The organism is Roseovarius sp. MBR-79 (genome assembly GCF_053628555.1).
The window spans coordinates 19,877-37,089 of record NZ_JBRJGP010000007.1; the positions used below are offsets into that span (position 1 = coordinate 19,877).

At 68.3% G+C, this 17,213-nt stretch carries 13 protein-coding genes; 2 read left to right on the forward strand and 11 right to left on the reverse strand.

Annotation, left to right across the window (positions count from 1 at the left end; genetic code table 11):
- Window positions 1–48: 48 nt before the first annotated feature.
- The 8 genes from ACSSV8_RS08720 to ACSSV8_RS08755 form a co-directional block, all read right to left on the reverse strand.
- Window positions 49–1,077: a LacI family DNA-binding transcriptional regulator gene (locus tag ACSSV8_RS08720; protein WP_454282164.1), complete on the reverse strand. Its 1,029-nt coding sequence runs from the start codon at window positions 1,075–1,077 to the stop codon at window positions 49–51.
- Between the two features lie 70 nt (window positions 1,078–1,147).
- Entirely contained in the window at window positions 1,148–1,615 is a 468-nt protein-coding gene (locus ACSSV8_RS08725) for a TlpA disulfide reductase family protein (protein ID WP_454282165.1), read from the reverse strand.
- A gap of 49 nt (window positions 1,616–1,664) precedes the next feature.
- Complete coding sequence (locus tag ACSSV8_RS08730) at window positions 1,665–2,405, reverse strand: hypothetical protein (RefSeq protein WP_454282166.1); 741 nt, start codon at window positions 2,403–2,405, stop codon at window positions 1,665–1,667.
- Window positions 2,406–2,482: 77 nt separating this feature from the next.
- Window positions 2,483–3,109, reverse strand: a complete 627-nt coding sequence (locus ACSSV8_RS08735) for a MarR family winged helix-turn-helix transcriptional regulator (protein ID WP_454282167.1) — start codon at window positions 3,107–3,109, stop codon at window positions 2,483–2,485.
- A 103-nt stretch (window positions 3,110–3,212) separates the two neighbouring features.
- Window positions 3,213–4,967 carry a single-stranded-DNA-specific exonuclease RecJ gene (gene recJ, locus ACSSV8_RS08740; RefSeq protein ID WP_454282168.1) on the reverse strand — a complete coding sequence of 585 codons (1,755 nt, stop codon included), beginning with the start codon at window positions 4,965–4,967 and terminating at the stop codon, window positions 3,213–3,215.
- A 90-nt stretch (window positions 4,968–5,057) separates the two neighbouring features.
- Window positions 5,058–6,023: a class II fructose-bisphosphatase gene (gene glpX / locus ACSSV8_RS08745; protein WP_454282169.1), complete on the reverse strand. Its 966-nt coding sequence runs from the start codon at window positions 6,021–6,023 to the stop codon at window positions 5,058–5,060.
- Between the two features lie 67 nt (window positions 6,024–6,090).
- A complete protein-coding gene (locus ACSSV8_RS08750; protein ID WP_454282170.1) occupies window positions 6,091–7,377 on the reverse strand; it encodes a homoserine dehydrogenase in 1,287 nt (428 codons plus the stop codon).
- A gap of 97 nt (window positions 7,378–7,474) precedes the next feature.
- Window positions 7,475–7,756 (reverse strand): hypothetical protein, encoded by a 282-nt coding sequence (locus ACSSV8_RS08755; protein ID WP_454282171.1) that lies wholly within the window; start codon window positions 7,754–7,756, stop codon window positions 7,475–7,477.
- A gap of 103 nt (window positions 7,757–7,859) precedes the next feature.
- Between ACSSV8_RS08755 and ACSSV8_RS08760 the strand changes: the two genes are divergently transcribed.
- Window positions 7,860–8,447 carry a TetR/AcrR family transcriptional regulator gene (locus ACSSV8_RS08760; protein ID WP_454282172.1) on the forward strand — a complete coding sequence of 196 codons (588 nt, stop codon included), beginning with the start codon at window positions 7,860–7,862 and terminating at the stop codon, window positions 8,445–8,447.
- A 9-nt stretch (window positions 8,448–8,456) separates the two neighbouring features.
- Here ACSSV8_RS08760 and ACSSV8_RS08765 read toward each other — a convergent pair whose 3' ends face one another.
- Entirely contained in the window at window positions 8,457–11,327 is a 2,871-nt protein-coding gene (locus tag ACSSV8_RS08765) for a DNA translocase FtsK (protein ID WP_354537858.1), read from the reverse strand.
- An 18-nt stretch (window positions 11,328–11,345) separates the two neighbouring features.
- Complete coding sequence (locus ACSSV8_RS08770; RefSeq protein WP_454282173.1) at window positions 11,346–12,524, reverse strand: aminotransferase class I/II-fold pyridoxal phosphate-dependent enzyme; 1,179 nt, start codon at window positions 12,522–12,524, stop codon at window positions 11,346–11,348.
- A gap of 212 nt (window positions 12,525–12,736) precedes the next feature.
- On the opposite strand from ACSSV8_RS08770, the gene ACSSV8_RS08775 reads away from it, so the two are divergent.
- Complete coding sequence (locus tag ACSSV8_RS08775) at window positions 12,737–15,604, forward strand: calcium-binding protein (protein ID WP_454282174.1); 2,868 nt, start codon at window positions 12,737–12,739, stop codon at window positions 15,602–15,604.
- A gap of 3 nt (window positions 15,605–15,607) precedes the next feature.
- Here the strand turns inward: ACSSV8_RS08775 and murJ are convergent, their stop codons facing one another.
- Entirely contained in the window at window positions 15,608–17,146 is a 1,539-nt protein-coding gene (gene murJ / locus ACSSV8_RS08780; RefSeq protein ID WP_454282175.1) for a murein biosynthesis integral membrane protein MurJ, read from the reverse strand.
- Window positions 17,147–17,213 lie beyond the last annotated feature (67 nt).

The following is a 17,213-nucleotide window of genomic DNA, read 5'->3' on the forward strand; positions in this document are numbered from 1 at the left end:
ATGAAAATCAAAGGCTATTTTTCACGAGGCCCGATAAATCGCCGGTTTTCAGGGCTTTCTCAGCGTATCGCCCAAGGACAGGCGCGGCTCCAGCGCGATGCGCACCGGCGCGCGCGGGGCTTCGGGATGGGCGGCATGGGCGGCGATGATTTCGGCCGCTTTGCGCCCGATCTCCAACCGACAGGCATCCATCGTGGCCAGCCTGCGCGGCAGGCCATCGAGCAATTCCACCCCGTTGAACCCGGCAAGCCCGATGCTGCCGGGAATATCCGCGCCCTGCTCGAGCAGGTAAAGAAGCCCCCCCGCCCCGATCATATCATTGGAATAATAGAGGAAATCCAGATCGGACGTGCGCGCCAGCATCTCGGCGGTCATCTCGCGGCCCTTGGCAAGCGCCGATCCCCCGGAATAAAACGCCTGGTCCGCCACCTCGATCCCGGCCTTGGCGAGCGCCTCGGTGAACCCCTCGAAGCGTTTGCGCGCGCGGTGATCGAGCGGCATTTTCGTGCCCATGAAACCGATCCGTCGATAGCCCGCGCGGATGATCGCCTGCGCCATCTGCTGACCGGCGCGCCGATGCGAGATGCCCACCACCGAATCGACCGGCGTGCCGTCCACATCCATGATCTCGACCACCGGAATCCCCGACGCGGCCAGCATCGCCCGGCTTGCCTCGGAATGTTCCAGCCCCGCGATGATCACCCCGGTGGGCCGCCAGGACAGCATCTCGTAGAGGACCTTTTCCTCTTTCTCCGGGCGATATCCGGTCAGCCCCACCACCGGCTGAAGCCCTGTCTCGTCAAGCACCTGGCTGATCCCGGTCATCACCTCGGGGAACACCATGTTGGACATGGACGGGATGATCACGGCCACCAGATTGACCCGCTGGCTGGCCAGCGCACCGGCGATCTTGTTGGGCACGTAGCCCAGCCGCCGCGCCGCCTCGAGCACCCGCACGCGCGTCGCCTCCGAAACGTCGCGCTTGTTGCGCAGCACCCGGCTCACCGTCATTTCCGACACGCCCGCCGCCTCGGAGACGTCGCGCAGGGTCAGCGGGTGGTGATCGTTGGGTGACAAGAGAGGCGATCCAGATTGGAAACCGTACCGAAGTGGTAGCCAAACCCGCCACGACGATCAAGCGCGCGTATCACGGCGCGGGCGCCGCCAGCACGAGTCGCATGATCTGCGCACCAAGTGCGAGGTCGGAGATCTGTCCGAAATGCCGCGCGCGCATCCGCCCCGACCGGTCAAACAGCACCAGCGTCGGCGTCCCTTGCAGCCCCCATGCCGTCATCGTGCGCGGCAGCGCCCCATCGCCGGGCGCGTCCACCGCCACCGGAAACCGGATGCGATATTCGTGCAGGAACGCCTCAAGCGCCACCGGCGGCATGGCGGCGTGATGCTCGAAAACCGTGTGCAGGCCGATCACCGCAACGTCACCGGGGTCGAGTCCCGCAGCGATGCGCATGGCCTGGGGCAGGCCATGGCTCACGCAACCCGGGCACAGCATCTGGAACGCCTCCACCGCGACCACCTTGCCCCCGAAATCACTGAGGGTCAGGGGCCGGTCCGTGTTGAACCATTGACTTGCGTGCAACGCGGGCGTGTCGGTCATCCGTGCCTCCGGGGATGGGGCGGCGGGGTTGTCCCCCGCCACCGGTCTGTCATTTGCGCACGCGACCGGGCAGGCTCAGGTCGCCCGAGGCCACGTCAAACACGTCGGTGACGCATAAAAGCGGCGCGTGCAGGTTGGCATTCACGCGCAGCGCCGCAGTCACCCCGTCAAACCGCGCCGCCTCGAGCGCGCCGATATCGGCGAAGGGCACGCGCACGCTGACCGTTGCGTCATCGAATACCGGCGACCAGCCGGGGCTGTCGATCAGCAAGGGCAGCCCCGGCCAGGTGAGCGGCAGCGCAGGCGCGGCCCCGTCGGGAATGTCGATCACCTTGAGCGCACCCGCCCCGCAGGCGTCATCGGGGCCAAGCACGACCCAATGGCTGTGCCAGAGCCCGCCATCGTCATCGGTCGCGCCGGTATTGCCCTCATCAAAGAGCGGTGTGTCGTCGAAATCGGGATGGATGGTGACGACAAGGGCAAGGATGCCCGCACCGGCCTCAAACCCCACCGTGGCAGGATCGACGGTCGTGGGCCAGGCGTAGGAAAACACCGGCGCGCCCGCGAGGCCGCCCGCCGCTTCGGGATGGTCGGCCCCCGGCGTGCCCTTGGTCGACATGGTGAAGGTGGCGATGCGCCCCTCGGTGGCAATGTCCGCCCCGACAATGTCGAGGGCGGGCGCGGCATTGCCCGCCTCGGCGGTGATGCCATGCGCGCTGAGCGGCGCGGCAGGCAAGAGGACAAGCGCCCCGGCAAGAGCGGCTTTGCGGATTGGTTCGGGATATGTCATGGTATCGTGCTTCCTTTGGTTCCCATCAGGGGTTGCAACAGGGTCTTCGGACGGTGGCCGCCGCCCGAAGACCCGCCTCATCCCACGGTCGCCAGACGGGCGGCGATGATGGCGCGTCTCGCTTCCGTGGTCTCTTCGTGGTCAACGCAGTCGATGCGCAGCGCCGCATCGCCAAACGCCGCATCCACGAAATCGCAATGATGCGGGGCCGCTGCCTCCGCGTGCCGGTGCGGCTGGAAATAGGCGCAGGTCACGCACATGCGCTGCACCGGGATTGCGCGTGCCTCCTGTAACGCCCGAATGAGCGTGGACAGGGTGCGCAGCGCAGCGCCCGCCTCTGCCTCCGCAAGCTCTTCGAGCGCGCCCAGAAGCGGCGCGGGCGCCTCCGGCAGCGCTGCGTGAACCTTCGTGCCCGCCTCGGTCAGCGCCACCAGCACCGCCCGCCCGTCCCTCGGGTCAGGGTGGCGCGCAACCAGACCCTTGGCCATCAGGCTTGCCACCGAATCGCTCAGGCTGGCCGCGCTCACCCCAAGCGCGGCGGCCAGGCTCACCTGCCGCGACGGGCCCCGCCGCGCCAGATAGCCGAGGATCTCTGCCTGAGCCGGGTTCAGGCCGCGCTCCGCCACCGCCTGCCAAAGCGCCCCGCGCCAGAAGAGGGCAAGACGTCCAAGGGCGACGGCAATCTGTTGCGAGGGACCGGACATCGGACGGGGACTCCATTCAAATAGGAATCCTAACTAATATGGCAAACCCTGTCAAGATCCACCGCGCACCCGCGCCGCACGTTCATCGCTCCGGCTGATATGCTCAGGGCATCGCGGCGGGTGCTGCATCCTCGAGGCGCAGCTGCACCACCTGCCGCCCGCCCCACTGGTTGATCTCCACCCGCCCCGCGAGATGGAACCGCGCGCCGCCATGGTTCAGCAGCGCCACCCCGAGCGGCCCCTCGGCGGCCCCGAAGGCGATGGCGTCAAGCGTGGCCCCCATCCCGTCATCGAGACGAAGCTTGAGATGCGCAGCCCCCAGAACCTTGGCAAAGCCGATCCGGCAATCGGGCAACACATGGCGCGGCCCCGGCGCGCCCGCCCCGAACGGCCCCGCGGCCTCGATCCGCTCGATCAGTTCCACCGTCGCGGCCCCCGGCATGAGCACCCCGTCAAGCCGCAGCCCGGCCGGGCCGCCCGTGCCCGCACCCTGCCGCGCCAGCAGGCCCGAGAGCTGCGCCATCGCCTCCTCCAGCCGGTCGCGCGCCACGGTCAGCCCGGCCGCCATCCGGTGCCCGCCCCCCTTCAGCAGCACCCCCTCACGCGCCAGACGTTGCACCGCATGACCAAGATCGACCCCCGAAATGGAACGACCCGAGCCCTTGCCTTCGGCCCCCTCCAGCCCGATCACCACGGCGGGGCGGTTCGCCGCCTCCTTGAGACGGCTCGCCACGATCCCCACCACGCCCGGATGCCAGCCCTCGCCCGCGGCCCAGACCAGCGGCGCGTCAAACCCCCGCGCCTCGGCCTGCGCCAATGCGGCGGCGCGCACCTCGGCCTCGACCGCGCGCCGCTCCTCGTTGAGCGCCTCGAGCCGAAGGGCAAGCGCGCGCGCCTCGTCCGGGTCGTCGGTGGCCAAGAGGCGGGCACCCAGATCGGCCTGCCCGATCCGCCCGCCCGCATTGATGCGCGGCCCGAGCACGAAACCCAGATGGTAGGCGGCGGGCGCGCTGTCGAGCCGTGCCACGTCCGAGAGCGCCACCAGCCCGGGTCGCGCCCGCCGCGCCATCACCCGCAGCCCCTGCCGCACGAAGGCGCGGTTGACCCCCACCAGCGGGGCCACATCCGCCACCGTCGCCAGCGCCACCAGATCAAGGAGCGCCATCAGGTCCGGCCCCGTCCGTCCTGTCGCGCGCCATTGCCGCCCCGCCTCGACCAGCATCAGAAAGACCACGCCGGCGGCGCACAGATGCCCCAGATCGCCCGATTCGTCCTGCCGGTTCGGGTTGACGACGGCGAGCGCGGGCGGCAGTGTCTCGCCCCCCAGATGGTGATCGAGCACCACCACATCCGCGCCCTTTGCCGCCGCCAGGGCATCAAAGCTCAGCGTGCCGCAATCAACGCAGATAATCAGGTCATGACCCGACGCCAGATCGCGCATCGCGGGCGGGTTCGGACCATAGCCCTCGTCGATCCGGTCCGGGATATAAAGCGTGGGCCGCGCCGCGCCCATCCGCCGCAGCCAGTCGATCAGAAGCGCCGCCGAGGCCCCGCCATCGACGTCGTAATCGGCAAAGACCGCGATCCGCTCGGCACCCGCCACCGCGCGCAGGACCCGCGCCGCCGCCGCCTCCATGTCGCGCAAGGATCGCGGATCGGGCAAGAGGTCGCGCAGGGTGGGGCTGAGATAGGCCTCGGCCCCGTCCACCGGCACGCCCAGCCGCGCCAGCGTCTGACATAGCGCGCGCGGCAGCCCGGTCGCCTGCGCCATCGCTTCGGCCTGCCGCTCGACCTCTATCCCCGGCCCGATCCAGCGCCGCCCGGTCAGCGAGGTCTCGACGCCGAGATAGGCCGTCATGTCCGCGCCCGGGTTTCTTCTGGCCCGAAATATCCCGGGGGAGTCGCCGCTTGCGGCGACGGGGGCAGCGCCCCCTGCCTTGTCGCGGGGTCAGTCACGCGCGCTGCGATAGATCATGCGCCGCACCGATCCCGTGCGCGAGCGCATCAGCAGCGTTTCGGTCTCGACAAATCCGGGACGGCGATGCACGCCCTTGAGGATCGAGCCATCGGTGACGCCGGTGGCGGCAAAGATCACGTCGCCTGTCACCATCTCGTCGCGGGCATAGACCCGGTCGAAATCGGTGATCCCGGCCTTCGCCGCGCGCGCGCGCTCGTCCTCGTTGCGAAAGACCAGCCGCCCCCACATCTGCCCGCCCATGCATTTGAGAGCCGAGGCCGCCAGCACCCCCTCGGGGGCGCCGCCCGTGCCCATATACATGTCGATGCCGGTGCGCTCGGATTCCGCGCAATGGATCACGCCCGCCACATCGCCGTCGGTGATGAGATAAACCGCCGCCCCCGTCTCGCGCAATTCGGCGATCATCGCCTCGTGGCGCGGGCGCTCCAGCACGCAGACGGTGATTTCGGACGCACGGCAGCCACGCGCGGCGGCCAGTGCCTCCACCCGTTCGCGCGGCCCCATCTCCAGCGACACGACGCCCTCGGGGTATCCCGGCCCGATGGCCAGCTTGTCCATATAGGTGTCGGGCGCGTGCAGAAGCGTGCCGCGCGGGGCCATGGCGATCACGGTCAGCGCGTTCGGCATGGCCTTGGCGGTCAGCGTCGTGCCCTCGAGCGGGTCGAGCGCGATATCGACGCCGGGTCCGTCGCCGGTGCCCACCTCCTCGCCGATGAAGAGCATCGGCGCCTCGTCACGCTCGCCCTCGCCGATCACCACCACGCCCTTGATATTGAGCATGTTGAGCTGTTCGCGCATGGCGTTGACGGCGGCCTGATCGGCGGCCTTCTCGTCGCCGCGCCCGATCAGATCGGCGCAGGCAAGCGCCGCCTGTTCGGCCACGCGGGCAAGGCCCAGCGAAAGCATGCGGTCGTTGAAAGCGATGTCGGAACTCATGGGGCGATCCTTGCTGAATGGGCTGTGAAAAAACTAGAGAGCGGCGGGCGGGCGCACAAGCCGCGCCTCAGACATGCTCGATCCGGAGCGCGACAGGGGCCGCGGCCAGCACGTCGAGACGGCGAATGGCGGTGAGCGCGGTGTCGAGCGCCTCGCGGTTGGTCTTGTGGGTGACGATAAGCACCGGGGCGGCGGCATCGTCGTGGCGGTATTGCCGCATCCGGTCGATGGACACACCGGCCTCGCCAAGGCAGGTTGCCACCTTGGCCAGCGCGCCCGGCTTGTCCACCAGCGCCATGCGCAGGTAATAAGGCGCGGGCGTGGCGCAGCTTGCCGGCGTGCAGCGGGCAAGCGTCGCGGCGGGCTGCCCGAAGGTCGAGAGGCGCGTGCCGCGCGCGATGTCGATCACGTCGGCCATGACCGCGCTTGCGGTCGGCCCCATGCCGGCACCCGGACCGCGCAGCACGATCTGCTCCACCGCGTCGCCCTCGAGCACGACCATGTTGGTGCCGCCTTCCAACTGTCCCAGCGGGCTGGCGGCCGGGACAAGACAGGGGGACATGCGCTGTTCCAGCCCGCGCCCCGTCATCTGCGCCACGCCCAGAAGCTTGATCCGGTAGCCCATATCGGCGGCGCGGCGGATATCGTCGAGCGTGATCGACTGGATCCCCTCCAGCGCCACCGCGTCGAAATCCACCTGACAGCCAAAGGCGATGGCCGACAACAAGGCGAGTTTATGCCCCGCGTCGATGCCGCCCACGTCGAGATTGGGATCGGCCTCGAGATAGCCCAGCCGGTCGGCCTCCTCGAAGAGCGCGTTATAGCCCTGACCGGTGGCCTGCATCCGCGTCAGGATATAGTTGCAGGTGCCGTTCATCACGCCCATCACGCGGGTGATCTCGTTGCCCGCCAGCCCTTCGGTCAGGGCCTTCACCACCGGGATGCCGCCCGCCACGGCGGCCTCGAAGCGGATCACGCGGCCAGCCTCTTCGGCGGCCATCGCCAGCGCCTGCCCGTGATGCGCGAGCATCGCCTTGTTGGCGGTGACCACGTCCTTGCCGGTTGCAATGGCGGCTTCGGTCGCGGCCTTGGCGGGTCCGTCAGAGCCGCCCATCAGTTCCACGAACACGTCCACATCCTCGCGCCGCGCCAACGCCACGGGGTCATCCTCCCAGGCGTAGCCCGCAAGGCTCACGCCGCGATCCTTGTCGCGGGTGCGCGCCGAGACCGCGCTGATGGTGATCGGGCGACCCGTGCGCGCCTGCAACAGCTCTGCCTTCTGCCGCACGATGCGCACCACGCCGGTGCCGACAGTGCCAAGCCCGGCAATGCCAAGGCGCAGGGGGGTGGTCATGGGGGCGCTCCGATCCTCGTTCATGCGTTACTTGCGGCGCGATGTAACGGGTTCGCGGCGGCCATGCAACGCGGCTTGGGCACCCGAGGCCAAGGTTTCAGCCGCCGACACCGGCCTGCATGCGCGTGCGCGTCTCGCCGTCTATGGCGGGGCGGCGCAAGGCGGCGGCGCGCGCGCGCAACCGCTCGGCGCGGGCGTCAAGATCGGCCTGCGCCTCGGGTGCGGTGCGCGCCTCGGGCACGCGGGCGCGGATGGTCTCGGCGGGCACGAGGTCGGGATAGGGCGCGGATTTGTCCATCGTGGCCGGATCGGCGTGCGGATAGGGGTCGGCGCAGGCGGCAAGCAGGCTCAGGAACAGAACGGCAGGGGCAAGGCGCATGAACGGACCCTTCGCGGCGCGGCAACGCCCTTTCTTGCCACCCTGCGCGGCCGGGGGCAAGCTTGGGCTTTGATCTGAACGCGCGTTCAGTTAAACCGGAGGCATGGCACGCACCCAAGGCTCACATTCCGACATCACCGGCCCGCGTGTGCGCGAGGCGGCGTTGCAGCTTTTCGCGCGCCACGGCTATGCGGCGGTGTCGATGCGCCAGATCGCGGGCGCGGTCGGCGTGCAGGCGGGCGCGCTCTACAATTACACGCCCGACAAGCAGACGCTGCTTTTCGACCTGATGCGCGCGCATATGGAGGATCTGCTGGCGGCCTGGGATGACTGCGCGCCGAATGGCACGGCGCGCGATGCGTTGGAAACCTTCACCCGCTTCCACATCCGCTTCAACACAAGCCGCGCCGATGCGGTCTTTGTCTCCTACATGGAGTTGCGCAATCTGGAGCCCGACAATTTCGCGGTGATCGAAGGGCTGCGCCGCGACTATGAGACCCGGCTGGAGACGATCCTGCGGCGGGGCGTGGCCGAGGGTGTCTTTGCCACGGCCGAGCCGCGCATCGCGGCGATGGCGCTCATTGCCATGTTGACAGGTGTCAACACCTGGTTCCGCGCGCGCGGGCGGCTGAGCCTCGCCGAAGTCGAGGCGCTTTATTGGGACATGGTGCGCAAGGCGGTGGCGGTGTGAGGCCCGCCGCTATTGCGGCTCGGGAACCAGCACCTCGCGCTTGCCCACGTGGTTGGCGGAACTGACCACGCCCTCATCCTCCATCTGCTCCACCAGACGCGCGGCCTTGTTGTAGCCGATGGCCAGCTTGCGCTGGATATAGGAGGTCGAGCATTTGCGGTCCTTCGCCACGATCGCCACCGCCTGATCGTAGAGCGCGTCATCGCCCTCGGCCCCGCCACCGGAGCCGAGGCCAAGCACGGCGTCGATGCTCTCGGCGCGGTCCTCGTCCGGGCCTTGCAGCACGGTGCCCACGTATTCCGGCGGCCCGAAAGCCTTGAGATGGGTGACGACCTCCTCCACCTCCTCATCCGACACGAAAGGCGCGTGGCAGCGGGTGATCTTGCCGCCCCCGGCCATATAGAGCATGTCGCCCATCCCCAGAAGCTGCTCGGCCCCCTGCTCTCCCAGAATGGTGCGGCTGTCGATCTTGGAGGTGACCTGAAAGCTGATCCGCGTCGGAAAGTTGGCCTTGATCGTGCCGGTGATGACATCGACCGAGGGGCGCTGCGTGGCCATGATGAGGTGAATGCCAGACGCCCGCGCCATCTGCGCCAGACGCTGGATGCAGGCCTCGATCTCCTTGCCCGCGACCATCATGAGGTCCGCCATCTCATCGACGATGACCACGATATAGGGCATCTTCTCGGGGGCGAATTCATCGGTCTCGAACACCGGCTCGCCGGTCTCGTCGTCAAAGCCGGTCTGCACCGTGCGCGAGAACATCTCGCCTTTCTTCAGCGCATCCGCGACGCGCCCGTTATAGCCGTCGATATTGCGCACGCCCATCTTGGACATCTTGCGATAGCGGTCCTCCATCTCGGCCACCACCCATTTGAGCGCCACGACCGCCTTCTTGGGGTCGGTCACAACAGGCGACAGCAGATGCGGGATACCGTCATAGACGCTGAGTTCCAGCATCTTGGGGTCGATCATGATCAGCCGGCAATCCTCGGGGCTGAGCTTGTAGAGCAGGCTCAGGATCATGGTGTTGATCGCCACGGATTTCCCCGAACCGGTGGTCCCGGCGATCAGCAGGTGGGGCATCTTGGCGAGGTTGGCGACCATCGGATCGCCGCCGATATCCTTGCCCAGGGCAAGCGGCAGCTTCTGATTGCCGTCGCCATAGGCGCGGCTCGACAGGATCTCGCGGAAACTTACCATCTCGCGGTTGTCATTGGGCAGTTCGATCCCGATCACCGACCGCCCCGGCACCGTCGAGACCCGCGCCGAAAGCGCCGACATCGACCGCGCGATATCGTCCGAGAGGCCGATCACCCGGCTCGCCTTGAGGCCCGGCGCCGGTTCCAGCTCATACATGGTCACGACGGGGCCGGGGCGGACGCTCACGATCTCGCCCTTGACGCCGTAATCGTCGAGCACGTTTTCCAGCATCCGCGCGTTTTCCTCCAGCGCCTCGTCGCTGAGGTGATGGCGCGTGACGTTGGAGGGGTCAGACAGAAGCGAGAGCGGCGGCAGTTCATAATCCGGCGTTTCGGGTGCAAAGGGCAGCGCGGGCTGTGCCTCGGCCATGGCGCGCGCCGAGGGGGCCATCGGTTTCGGCGGTGTGTGCTGCACCACCTTGCGCGTCTCCGGGACGGGGATGCGCAGCGGCGGGGCAGTCTCGGGCGCGAAATCATATTCCTCGTCGAAATCGTCCTCGATCAACGGCTCGTCATGGACCTCGGGCGCGGGCGGCACGGCAAGCGGGACCTGCCGCGCGGTCAGCGGCGGCTCGGGCGGCAAGGGCGCGCGCGGCACGGGCTTGAAGATCAGCGGATCGGGACCGCGCCCGCGCCCCTTGGTCAGGGGGGCCACGCTCTCGACCTGCACAGCGGGGTTCTGCCGCACGCGGGTGCGGATCGCGTCGGTGATACGCGCGCGGATACGGTCATCGGTGGGGGCTTCGGCATCATGCGCCTCGCGTTCCACCAGTTCCGGTGCGGGCATCGCCTCGGGCTTGCGCAGAAGCGACGGCATCCGCGCGAGCAGCCCGCCTTGCTTCTCGGCCACCGGGGCGGCTACGGGCAGGGCGTCAGCGCGGCGCACGCGCGCCCCGCTCAGCATGGGCTCGGGCCGCGCGTCGGGCCGGTCGGTTGCCACACGAACGGACGGTGCCACCGCCGCCATTGCGCGCCGCTCGGCCAGCCGCGCCTGCATCCCCTGCCCCGCCCGCGCCAGACCACCCGCACCCCGGCCAAGCCCCGCGCGCAACGCGGCATAGCTCATCACGACCCCGATCAGCAGGAACCGCCCCGTCCGGCGCAGTTCCGCGCCGCTGAAGCCCAGCACGAAGACCCCGACCACCAGAACCACCGCCCCCAGCACCAGCGACGAGAGCCGCAGGCCAAGACCAGCCTCGAACGGCAAAAGCCCGAGAAGCGCGCCGAGGATGGTATCGCCAAAGAGCCCCCCCAGTCCGAAACTGTGATGCGTGGCCCATTCCGCACCGGGGATCAGCGTCGCGGCATAAATCGACAAAAGCGCCAGCCAGACCGGCGCGAAGATCAGCCGCCCGGTCGCCCGCTCCTCGCCGCGATGCAGCACCAGCCGCAGGCCCCACGCCCCCGGCACCAGCGCAAAGCCCCAGGCTCCCCAGCCGATGATCATGAAAAGCGGCGCGGCGACCCCGGCCCCGGCGGCCCCCAGCCAGTTCCTGACCGGCCCATCGGTCGCGGCCATCCAGCTTGGGTCGGTCGGGCTGTAGGACCAGACCACAGCGGCCACCACGAGCGCCAGCGCCAGAAGCGCCAGACCCAGCAATTCCTTGCCGCGCTTTCCAAGCGCCTCGGCGGTGGTGCTGTCAAAGAGCGGCTCGCGCCCGCGTGTCTGATATGCCATTTTCCTGCTCACCCTCGCTCAACCGTAAAGACAGTCGCGCAGGCGGATCAGCCCTTGCGCCATCTCGTCTTCGGGGGCCACCAGAGCCACCCGGATATATCCGTGACCGGGGTTCGCGCCCCCGGCCTCCTGTCCCAGATAGGCCCCCGGCAGGACCCGCACGCCGGTCTCCTGCCAGAGCCTGAGCGCCGCCGCCTCGCCATCCGTGACCGGCAGCCAGAGGAAAAATCCCGCCTCGGGGCTGCGGTAACCGGGCAGGTTGCCCATGATCTCGTCGGCGCGGGCGTATTTGCGCCCGTAAAGCGCGCGGTTCTCCACCACATGCGCCTCGTCCGCCCAGAGCCGTGCTGCGGCGTGCTGCAAGGGCATCGGCAGGGGGCTTCCTGCATAATTGCGCAACTGCTTCATCTGCGCGATGCTCTGCGACCCTGCGACCACGAAGCCCGAACGCAGCCCCGGCAGGTTCGAGCGTTTCGAGAGGCTGTGAAAGGCCACGATCCGCTCGGGGTCCGCGCCCATTTCGTGAGCCACCTGCAACACGCCCACGGGCGGGCTGTCGCGGTATATCTCGGCATAGCATTCATCGGCGAAGATGCGGAAATCGTGCTTTTCCGCCAGCGCGATGAGACCCGCCCAATAGTCCCGCGACGCGACCGCCCCTTGCGGGTTGGACGGCGAGCAGAGATACGCCACCGTGACCCGGTCGAGCACCTCCGCTGAAAGCGCTGCAAAATCCGGCAGATAGCCCGTTTGCCGCGTGGCGTTGAGAAACAGGGGCTCCGCCCCCACGCTGAGCGCGGCCACCATGTAAACCTGATAGAACGGGTTCGGAAGCAGCACCACAGGCCGCTTGCCACGCTTTTCTTCGGGGCAAAGCGCCATCATCGCGTTGTAAAGCCCCTCGCGCGTGCCATTGAGGGCCATCACGCGGGTGCCGGGATCGAGCGTCAGGCCGTAGCGGCGCCCCACCCAACCGGTGATCGCCGACAAGAGCGCCGGCATCCCCTCATTGACCGGGTATTGGCCAAAGCCGCTGGCGTTTTCGGCAATGATATCGACGATCCACTCGGGAAAGGCGTGTTTCGGCTCGCCGATGGTCATATGCACGACCTCGCCCCCCGGCGCGTGCGCGTCGAGAAGCGCGCGAAGGCGCGGAAAGGCATAGGCCGGTAGGTTCGAAAACCGCTCGGGGAACATGGTATCTCTGCTTTACTGCCTCAGGGTCGGGGTCGTTGTCGCCCCGTTTGATTGGAATCTACCCCAAGCCCGGCCTTCAGGTCCAGCAAAACCAAGGGATTGACAGCGCAATTGTGGCATTTTGGCGAAACCGGACCGTTGAAGGGTTGTTTGCAGCCGTGCGGGCGCGCCCTATACTGCCCCAAAGCCTGCCTTTTGCCCGAGGAGACACCATGACGACCGGATTTCGACAGGTGATCGCCGCGCTTGTCCTCTTCTTGGCGGGGCTCGCGCTCGCGCCCGGTGCCGCGCGGGCCGAAGCTGCGGCGCGCGCCGTGCATGTCTTTGGCAACAGCCTCTTTCACCATGTCACCGACAGCCCCCAAACGGCGGTGCACTGGTGGCTGGCAGAGCTGGCCCGCGCGGGCGGCAAGGATTTCGCGCTGTCGGGGCAATGGGGCTTTCTGCGCGACTTCGCCCGCGACGGCGTGGCCGATCAATGGGCGCTCGACGGCGTGGAGCGCGCGCGCGGCCCGGTGGATGCGGTGATCCTGACGCCCACGAATTTCATCCAGTATCAGGCCCCCGACCGGCCCTTTGACGGTGACAACCCCGACCGCGCCACGCCGCTCGGCACCACGCTCGCCGCCATCGACGCCGCGCGCGCGACATGGCCCGACGCGCCCATCCTGATCTACGAGGGCTGGCCCGACATGGGCAGCTTTACCCGCCGCTTTCCTCCGTCGCCGCGCAATCTGCGGCGCTGGCACGGCTTTGCGCTTTCGGACTATCACGACTGGTATCGCGATTTCATCACCACATTGCAGGCCGAACGCCCGGGCGCAGAGATCGCCCTCTTGCCGGTTTCCTCGGTGCTTTCCGGCCTGCAAACGGGCCTTCTGGAGGATGTGCCGGTCGAGGCGCTCTATTCCGACGATTCCCCCCATGGCACGGCGACGCAATATTTCCTCGCCGCGCTTGTGACCTACACCGCCCTCTACCAGACCCCGGCCCCCGCCGATTTTGCCCTGCCCGACAGCCTGCACCCGCTGGTGCGCGCGCGCTACGCGCAGATCACAGACGAGATCGCGCAGGCGCTTGGCCTGCGCGACGAGGCGCGCGCGCCCGCCTCACAGACACGGCAGGCGGGGATCGGGCTCGACAATCCAAGCCTTGGCATGGGGCTCAACGGGCTTTCGGACTGGTCCACGCAACATCCGTTCATCGACGTGATGAAGACCGCGCGGCCCTGGATCGGCCACAGCGCCGCCGAATGGGGGGCCTTCTCCACCGAGGCGCTGCGCGCGGGCGGCTATCTTGACGCGCATGGCTGGCCGCTTGCCCTGCCCGACGGCGCGCGCGCACTGGAGGCCATGATCCTCACCGATCAACCCGAAGAGGCGGTGCATCTGCGCGGTCGCTACCTGCTGCGCTACGAGGGCGAGGGCGTGCTGCGCGTGACGGGGCGCGCCGACAATCTGCGCTACAACTACGACACCCGCGAAATCCGCTTCGACACGCGCCCCGGTGACGGGCCGGTGGTGCTGCAACTGACCCGGACCGATCGGGACAATCCGCTGCGCGACATCACCATCGTGCGTGAAGAGCATGAGACGCTCCATGCCGCAGGCGCGGTCTTCAACCCGCTCTGGCTGGCGCGGGTGGCTGATCTGCGGCTCGTGCGCTTCATGGACTGGCAATTCACCAACGGGTCAGACCAGACCGCATGGGAGGACCGCCCCCTGCCGCAGGATGCCACCTGGGTCTGGCGCGGCGCGCCGGTGGAAATCATGGTGCGGCTTGCCAACCGGATCGGGGCCGACCCGTGGGTCAACATGCCCCACGCCGCCGACGACGCCTATATGCGGGCCTTTGCCACCTATGTGCGCGACCATCTCGATCCGGGCCTCAAGGTGCATGTGGAATATTCCAACGAGGTGTGGAATTTCATCTTCCCGCAGGCCGTCTTTGCCCGCGACGCGGCGCTGGCGCTCTGGAATACCGAGGATGACGGCGCCTGGATGCAGTTCGCAGGGCTGCGCGCGGCGCAGATGGCCACGATCTGGCGCGAGGTCTTTGCTGATGCGCCCGAGCGGCTTGTGGTGGTCGCGGGCACGCATACCGGCTGGCCGGGCCTGGAAGAGGCGATGCTTCTGGCCCCGCTGGCGCTTGAGCACGGTCAACTTGAAGCGCCGCCGGTGGAGCAGTTCGACGCCTATGCCGTCACCGGCTATTTCGGGCACGAATTCGGCGAGGAGGCGATGATCCCCAAAATCGAGGGCTGGATGAACGCCAGCCGCGCCGTGGCCCGCGCCCGCGCCGCCGAGGCCGGGACCGACGAGACGGCCTATCTCGCCGCCCATGGCGACGACCTGGCCTTCGATCTCGCCGCCGAGGCGTTGCGGCAAGGTTCGCTTGGCGAGTTCCTCCGCGACACCCTGCCCTATCACGCGCAGGTCGCCGCGCGTCACGGCCTGAGCCTTGTGATGTATGAGGGCGGCACGCATGTGGTGGGCCACGGCCCGACCGTCGAGAATGACGCGATCACCCGCTTTTTCACCGCATTCAACTACTCCCCCCAAATGGGCACGCTCTACGAGGAATTGCTGAGCGGGTGGCGCGCGGCGGGTGGCACGCTCTTCAATGGCTTTGTCGATGTGGCCAAGCCCTCGAAATGGGGAAGCTGGGGCGCGCTGCGGCATCTTGACGATGCCACGCCGCGCTGGCAGGCCCTGATGCAGGCCAATGCCGAGGCCCCGTCATGGGACGATCCGCGCCCGCCCGGCACCTTTTTGCACGGGGCCTATCTGCGCGCGGGCGACAATGGCGAGAGGATCGAGGGCACGGCGAAATCCGACATCATGATCGGGGGCGCGGGCGACGATGTGTTCGTCAGCCCCGGCGGCGACGATCTGATCCATGGCGGCGGCGGGCGCGATCTGGTGATCCTGCCGGGGGTGCGCGCCGAATACGGCTTCGGGCGCGAGGGGGCGCGCGTTATCCTTCAGGGGCTGGCGGGCACCGTCACGCTGACCGATATCGAGGCCGTGGAATTTGCCGACACGGCGGGCACCCCTGTCGCGCTCCGTGACCTGATGTGACGCTCAGCGCCGCATCTGCCGCCGGATCTCTGCCATGCTGAACGCACCCAGACCCTGCCCGACAATGCCATAGCTCGCCGCGCCCGCACCAATGAGCGCCAAGAGCGCCAGCCACCGCCAGCCCCCCAGCGCCAGCAACGGCCCGAGCGCCACGCCGGCACCCCACAGAACCGCGCCCATGATGGCCGAGGCCAGCACGATCCGCCACAGCCGCCGGTGAAACTGTGCGTCAAAGCGCACCACATCGCCATAGCCGCGCGCGCCCCAGACCAGTTGCGCCACCATCACCCAGGCCGCCACCGTCGTGGCCAGCGCCGCCGCGATCCAGCCCACGGCCCCGGCCAGACCAAAGGCCAGCACCGCGTTCACCACCATCGCCACCACCGCGTAGCGGAACGGGCTTTTCGTGTCCTCGCGCGCGAAATAGACGGGTTGCAGGATCTTCTGCATGACAAAGGCCGGCAGGCCGAGACCATAGACCGCCACCGCGAGCGCCGTTGCCACCGTGTCATCGGCACCGAAATTGCCGCGCTCGAAGAGCACCGACACCAGCGGCAGCGGAATGACCATCAACGCCACCGCACAGGGCACCGTCAGCGCCAGCGCCACCTCGCCTCCGCGCGACAGCGCCATGCGCGCGCCCGTGTCGTCCCCGGTCTTGAGCCGCCGCGAGAGATCGGGCAAAAGCACGATCCCCACCGCGATGCCCACCACGCCCAGAGGCAATTGATAGAGCCGGTCGGCGGAATAAAGCCAGCTCACCGCCTTGTCGTATTGCGAGGCCACCAACTGCCCCACGACAAGGTTGACCTGCACCACGCCCCCCGCCAGCGCCGCCGGCACCGCGATGCGCACCAGATGCCGCATCTCGGGCGTCCAGCGCGGACGCACCAGCCCCAGCCCCAGCCCCGCCCGCCGCGCGGCAAACCAGACAAGCACCAGTTGCGCCGCCCCCGCCAGAGGCACCGACCAGACCAGTGCCTCGACCACCGGCCCGCCCTTCCACGCCGCCAGCGCCATCGCGCCCATCATGACCGTGTTGAGGATGACCGGTGCCGCCGCCGCCGCCGCAAACCGCCCCGACGCGTTGAGCACGCCCGAAAACAGCGCCACCAGCGAGATGAAGAAGATGTAGGGAAAGGCGATGCGCCCGTAATCGACCGTCAGGGCAAACCGCGCGTCGCCCGCGAACCCCTCCGCCGTCAGCCATACGAGCCCCGGCATGAACACCATGCCCAGCCCGGTCAGGACCAGAAGGACAAAGCCCAGCCCCGACAGCGCCCGGCTGGCAAAGCCGATCGCGTCGCCCTCCCCCTCCAGACGCTTGGAGAACATCGGCACGAAAGCGGCGTTGAACGCGCCCTCGGCAAAGAAACGACGAAACATGTTGGGCAGGCGGAACGCCGCGACAAAGGCATCCATCAGCACGCCGGGGCCGACAAGGCTCGCCAGCATGACGTCGCGGCCAAAACCGAGGATGCGGCTCAGAAGCGTCCAGCCGCTGACGGTCAGGATGCCGGAAAGCAGGCGGACGGGTCTCATGGCGGGCCTTCTCGCTTGGGTCAGGCCCCTCTAGCCCATCCCCCCCGACGCTGGAAGAGGGCACGCG